Source organism: Bradyrhizobium sp. CSA112 (assembly GCF_029051645.1).
In the GTDB taxonomy this organism is placed as follows: domain Bacteria; phylum Pseudomonadota; class Alphaproteobacteria; order Rhizobiales; family Xanthobacteraceae; genus Bradyrhizobium.
Map to the genome: position 1 here is coordinate 1 of NZ_JAACFS010000081.1, position 5,882 is coordinate 5,882.

Annotated in this window: 3 protein-coding genes and 2 pseudogenes; 3 read left to right on the forward strand and 2 right to left on the reverse strand. The window is 57.9% G+C overall.

The window, feature by feature from the left end; genetic code table 11:
• Nucleotides 1-295: 295 nt before the first annotated feature.
• Entirely contained in the window at nt 296-1,477 is a 1,182-nt protein-coding gene (locus GWE18_RS41595) for a M20 family metallopeptidase (protein WP_275191261.1), read from the reverse strand.
• A gap of 324 nt (nt 1,478-1,801) precedes the next feature.
• Nucleotides 1,802-3,090 (reverse strand): annotated as a pseudogene (locus GWE18_RS41600) (IS256 family transposase).
• Nucleotides 3,091-3,476: 386 nt separating this feature from the next.
• On the opposite strand from GWE18_RS41600, the gene GWE18_RS41605 reads away from it, so the two are divergent.
• The 3 genes and pseudogenes from GWE18_RS41605 to GWE18_RS41615 all read left to right on the forward strand — a co-directional run bounded on the left by GWE18_RS41605 (nt 3,477) and on the right by GWE18_RS41615 (nt 5,587).
• On the forward strand, nt 3,477-3,650 hold the full coding sequence (locus GWE18_RS41605) for a hypothetical protein (protein ID WP_275191262.1): 174 nt from the start codon (nt 3,477-3,479) through the stop codon (nt 3,648-3,650).
• Between the two features lie 239 nt (nt 3,651-3,889).
• Nucleotides 3,890-5,059: a Xaa-Pro peptidase family protein gene (locus GWE18_RS41610; RefSeq protein WP_275191263.1), complete on the forward strand. Its 1,170-nt coding sequence runs from the start codon at nt 3,890-3,892 to the stop codon at nt 5,057-5,059.
• 132 nt (nt 5,060-5,191) lie between these two features.
• Nucleotides 5,192-5,587: pseudogene (locus GWE18_RS41615) on the forward strand (Lrp/AsnC family transcriptional regulator).
• Nucleotides 5,588-5,882 lie beyond the last annotated feature (295 nt).

Sequence of the window (5,882 nt, forward strand, 5' to 3'; positions counted from 1 at the left end):
GCCGTCGGACACAACTTCCGCCGCATCCTCGCCTGGCTGAGGGATTTTTGGCGCCTCTTCCTCACTGCGCTCATCGCAGCCATCGCCGTCCAATCAACACTCAGATCGGCTTCTTAACGGACGACTATCTCCGCAGCCAGCGAATTTTGGACGTGACCACACTGCATCGACACTGTATCCAGCCGCTCGCTTTTGTCGTGTCGAGTTAATCCGTCACAGCATGAGGAGCAGGTCGCCGCCCCGCCTGAAGAGCAACAGCGGGTCTCTGCGCCGATGCGCAAACCTCTCCACGTTATCACGGATTCAATAGCTCAAGGACGTATCTTACTGTGAGTTCCGCCGTGGGATTGAGGAGATCATCGGAAGCTCCGAATGTCGGCGTATGCACTAATGATTCATTGCCGGCTGCGCGAGTACCGAACCAGAAATAGATTGACGGCACGCACGCCGCGTAGAAGCCGAAGTCGTCACTGCCTGCTGCTCGCCTTTTCGCGGTAAAAGAGTCGCGGCCAAGGGTGTCATGAACGACTTGCCGGAAGCGCCTCACCATTTCTCCATCGTTGACGACCGGGGGTTCACCTGTTCGGATGATGCATTCGGCGTGGCCACGATGCATTGCAGCCACGCCTTCCGCCACTTCGCGCACGCGCTGGGACAGCAGCTCTCGACGTTCTGGGCTGCGGGTCCTGATCGTCCCCTCCATGACGACCGAGGGACAGATAATGTTGGTCGCTGTTCCCCCATGGATGGTGCCGATCGTGACGACCGCGCCGTCATCGACCGGCATCTCGCGTGAGACCACCTTTTGCACCTCGTTAACGAAGGCCGCGGCAATCGCGATTGCATCGACGCCGTTATGTGGCGACGCGCCATGCGCCATCTTACCCGTAATAGTGAGCTTGAACTGATCGGCCGACTTAGTGATCGAGCCCTCGCACGCGTCGAACATGCCGGCGGGAATGTCGGGACTAACGTGGAAACCGACGGCCCCGTCAAAGCCGTCCAGCAGCCTCTCGTCTTTCACCGTACGCCCGCCCAGCGGCTCCGCCTCCTCGGCCGGTTGGAAGATTACGCGCACCTTGCCCGCGAAATTGTCGCGCATACGGTGGAAGGCGAGCGCAGTGCCGAGCGCAATCGATGCGTGCACATCGTGACCGCAAGCGTGCATGACGCCGTTCACCTGGGAACGATAAGGCAGGTCCTCGCGGGCCTCCTGAATCGGCAGCGCGTCAATGTCGCCGCGCACTGCAATCGATCGTTTTGGACCGGAAGCGCTGCCTTCGATATCGACATACAGACCAGTGTTGTGGAAGACCTTCGCGCCGTTGAGGCCGAAGCGCTGCAGTATGCCGCCAATCCGCTCCTGTGTCTTCCATTCCGCGTTGGAGAGCTCAGGCTCGCGATGCATGGCGTGACGCAGCTCGATCACTGCGTCGCGCTCGGCATCCGAGAGAAAGCTGTTGCTGCGTGTGGCCATTGAGCTTGAACCTTCATTTAGGTCTGTAGTTGCCGCTGCGCGCACTCACTCTGCCATCGAATGTACCCGTTACCATGCTAGTGCGTGCATCCGAGATAACCGGGAGGTCGAAAGTTTCCGGATTCAACATCGGCGAGGCCCCGCGAGCTTCGCGGGTGTGACTCCAATACCGCGCTCGAAATGGAAAAGCCCCGGTGAGTGTGCGATTTGCGAGGTCAAGTTCACCATTATAGCTTTGATCAAAGCGATTTTCTCCGATATTTGCTCTGTGTCCGCCGAAATAACGCATGAAGATCACCCAATCGGGCGCATTAGTGCGAACTATCATTCCTGATTCGTTGACTTAGCTTTGTTTTCCGGTTCGGCGATCGAGGGTACCATGACCTCGATCTCGTTGAATGTCACACCGAGAACGAGTTTTGGCAATTGGTTGTGGCCATCGAGACGACGCCAGCTTTTCTGCGCGGCCTCAAGCAGTTTGAAGACTATCGCGAGCGCCGTCCTGTTGGACAGGCAACCCTTCGATCGGATCGTGCGGTGGCGCACGGTAGCGAAGGTGCTTTCAATGGGAGTTGGTCGTCCGCAGATGCTTCCAGTGCTCGGCCGGGAAGTCGTAGAACGCCAGTAGCGTGTCCCGGTCCTTACTCAAGCAGTCGGCCGCCTTCTCGTATTTGGGCGAGTAGCTCTCGATGAAGGCGTCGAACGCCAGCTCGGCGGCGGACTTGGTTTCGGCCATCCAGATCTCCTGCAACGCGCGTTTGGCCTTCGGCTGCTGGCTCTTCGGCAACTTGGCGATCACGTTCGCGGTCTTGTGCACCCAGCTGCTCGCGCGTTTTCGGCCAGACCTCACCGGCGGCCTTCCAGAACCCGAGCGCACCATCGGCAATGGCGAGCTGCGGCGGCACGTCGAGCCCGCGCCGCTTCAGGTCGAGCAGCAGATCGCGCCAGTCCTGCGCGCTCTCGCGGGCGCCATCAGTGAAGCCGACCAGTTCCTTGCGGCCTTCCGGCGTCGCGCCGATCAGCACCAGGATGCACTGCTTTTCGTCTTCGAGGCGTGCCTGGAGATGGATGCCATCGGCCCAGATGTAGACGTAGCGCTTCGCCGACAGATCGCGCCTCTGCCACGCGGTGTGTTCGTCAAGCCAACCGTCCTTCAGGCGGCCGACGGCGGATGCCGACAACCCGGCAGCATCCTTGCCGAGCAGCGCCGCCAGAGCCTCGGAGAAGTCGCCGGTGGAGATACCCTTCAGGTAAAGGATCGGCAGAAGCGTCTCGATCGATTTCGAGCGGCGCATGTAGGGCGGCAGGATCGACGGAGAGAACCGGATGCGGTCGGGGTCGGTAGCGTCCGCCTCGCGATCGCGTACACGCGGCTGGCGGACGGCGACCGGACCGATACCGGTCATCACCTCGCGTTCCGGCAGGTGACCGTGGCGCACGACGCGCTGATGGCCATCCGCAGTCTTCAAATCGGCATGCTTGCCGAGAAAGTCCGCGACCTCGGCCTCGACCGCCTGGGCCAACAGAGCACGCGCCCCATTGCGCAGGATTTCGGTGAGTTGATCGTCGACCTTTCCTGGCTGAATCAGCTTGATGATGTTATCCTTGGACACGGCATATCGCTCCTTCGGTGGAGAAGTGGAGGCGTCAAGCACCCCCACGATATGCCGCCTTCCCGATTCCCGCGTCACCAACTTTCAGCGATAGCTCGAGCTAAGAAACTAGCAACTTCTAGGTTACAGGGGGCCGCCCTCCTATCAACAACCTGGACTAATAGCTTTTTTCGATTTCGCGAGACCCTCTTGGAGTCCCTAGCGAACAACGACCTTCGATCGGCAAAGCACTAATCAAAGTTGGAAGATGTTTCCGCGAATGTGCCCATTAAACGAAAACGTTGCAGCATTGCTGCGTCATGACCTAGCGAGTCGATGGTTTCCCCCGATCTCTTTTTGCTACATTAAGAAGTGATGCTCAACTCGACACCGTGGCGAGATGGACAATGAAAACAATCGCGAACAATGTGCTTTCTAGTGCCGGGCAGGATGCTATCATCCGTAATGCCATGCATCGCGAACCGGAGCTTTCCAACAATGAATGGAAAACCGGAGAGCGTCTGACGAGCTGCTTGTTCCGACAACCGAACTTATGGTTCGGTACTGCTTGGAAATGCTGAATTCGTAACGCCATCGATGTTTGGCCACCGTCACAAACAGGGGGCTCCCAAATCGTTGACGGATGGCCTGAGCCCACTCGCGTCCTGGGTTGGCATCTTGATGACTGCCGAGTTGCCGCTAGCTTTCGAGGTGGCCGCCCCGCCGCGAAAGATGACGGTGCTCTGATTTGCCGGCGCAGCCCTAATATGCGCGAGATCACAATGGAATAGCCCGGTATTTCACAGAAGGAGTCGAAACCATGGCAATGCCAAAAGGCTCGCAGGCGTTCCCGCGCTCTGAATATCTGCGAAGATTGACTGCTGTTAAATCCGAGATGGAGCGGCGCGAGGTTGAAGTGCTGGTGGTCACGGCGCCAGCCAACATTACGTACCTTTCGGGATACACGTCAAAATCCGGGTATGTGCCTCAGGGTTTGGTCGTTTCCTTAAAGGACGAAGAGCCGACCTTCATTACACGCCGCATGGACGGTCCAGCGGCAATCCATCAGATGTTTATCGATCGTGGCCATGTGATTGGCTACCCGGAAGCGCTCATCGCCAATCCCGACCAGGACGGATACGATGCGATCATCGACTTCATTTTTGACAAGGATCTTGGCCTTAAGGGGATTGGTCTCGAAGCGAAGCTCTTGCCGGCTTTAACCGTTGAGAAATTCAAGTCTCGAGCGGCCGGAGCGAAAATCGTCGATTGCACCAACGCCGTCACCTGGATTAGAGGCGTGAAGTCAGACCTGGAAATTGCGATGATGCGCGAAGCCGCCGCCGTTTCCGATGCCGGAATGCTCAAGGCGAAAGACGTTATTCGCCCGGGCGTGCGCGAAGCCGATGCATCCGCCGAGATCATTGCAACGCTGGTGCGCGGCGCTAACGGTAAGCCGGGAACCGATCTCGCGAGCTTCTTTCTGTGCGCTACGCCGCGCACCTCTACGTGTCACATTCGCTGGACCGAGGACGTCTTTCAACAGGGGTCACAGATCAACCTCGAATTCAGCGGCGTACGCCACGGCTATACGTCTCCGCTGATGCGCACAATGTCGATTGGCAAGCCGTTAGATCAAATACGTCGGCTGCATGAAGGAGAGGTCGCTGGTCTGGAAGCTGCACTCACCGCCGCCAGGACCGGGAGGACCTGTAGCGACGTCGCGGCAGCCTTCAACACCACGCTGAAGAAGCATGGCTTTGAAAAGGAGTCGCGGTGTGGCTACGCCGTCGGGATCGATTGGGCGGAGCCGACGGCCAGCCTGAAGGAAGGTGATGTGACCATCCTGAAGCCGAACATGACCTTTCACCTCATGCTGGGAAACTGGATCGGTGAAGATGTCGGCTATGCGATCAGCGAAACGTTTCGAGTTACCGACGCTGGCGGTGAATCATTCACGAAGCTGCCGCGCGAACTATTCGAAGTGTAATTTCGTAGCTCAACGTCACGGCGTTGCGACCCGCCGGCAGGCACAGCGATTCTGAGCCTGCAGGCTGTGCGTGGAAGTTGGCTCAAACGAAGTAGTGGAACCAAGCGTCGAGCGCTTCAGCCGACGCGCATCATGATGTTTGTCCAGGGTAATAATCGGCCGACATCCGATGAAATAGGAGAACGGATCGGCCTGCCCGCCACCGCCGTCCAGCGGTGACTGAAAACACTCCGAGACAGCGGTATCATCGAGGCGGACGTATCCATCGTGTAGCCGAAGGCATTCGGTCGCCCATTCCATGTTGGTATTGGTTTCATTGGAGCGAGAACGGGCAGACATCATTGGCCGTTTCAAGCAAGCACTGCGCGCCAATCCGGAGGTCATGAGCGGCTATTACTTGACGGGGGAGGCGGATTTCCTGATCATTGTCACGGCCACCGATCTGGAGGGCTATGAGCAATTTACTCGCCGCCTTCCTCTGAGAACCCAGACATCAAAGGTTTAAAAACTTTGGTGGTCATGGATTGAGTAAAAGTCGGCTTCACCATCCCTATCGAAGCGACCGAGACAGGCAGCTAAGGCGCGGTTTCCTAAGCGGACTTGCGGTCGGCCTTCATGCATCAAGTCATGAGACGCTCAGGCAGAATAGCTTCGAACGGGCTAGTTGTTTTGCAAGGCACGCATGAAGATTGCGACCTAGATTAGCGTTTTCTTGGTTCGAATCATATCAGGCGACCTCGGCGAGTTTGTAGGACCACGTGTGGATGACCGGATGGCGATTGACGTCGTCGATACCGGCCATGATGCGCTCCTTGAGTTCGTG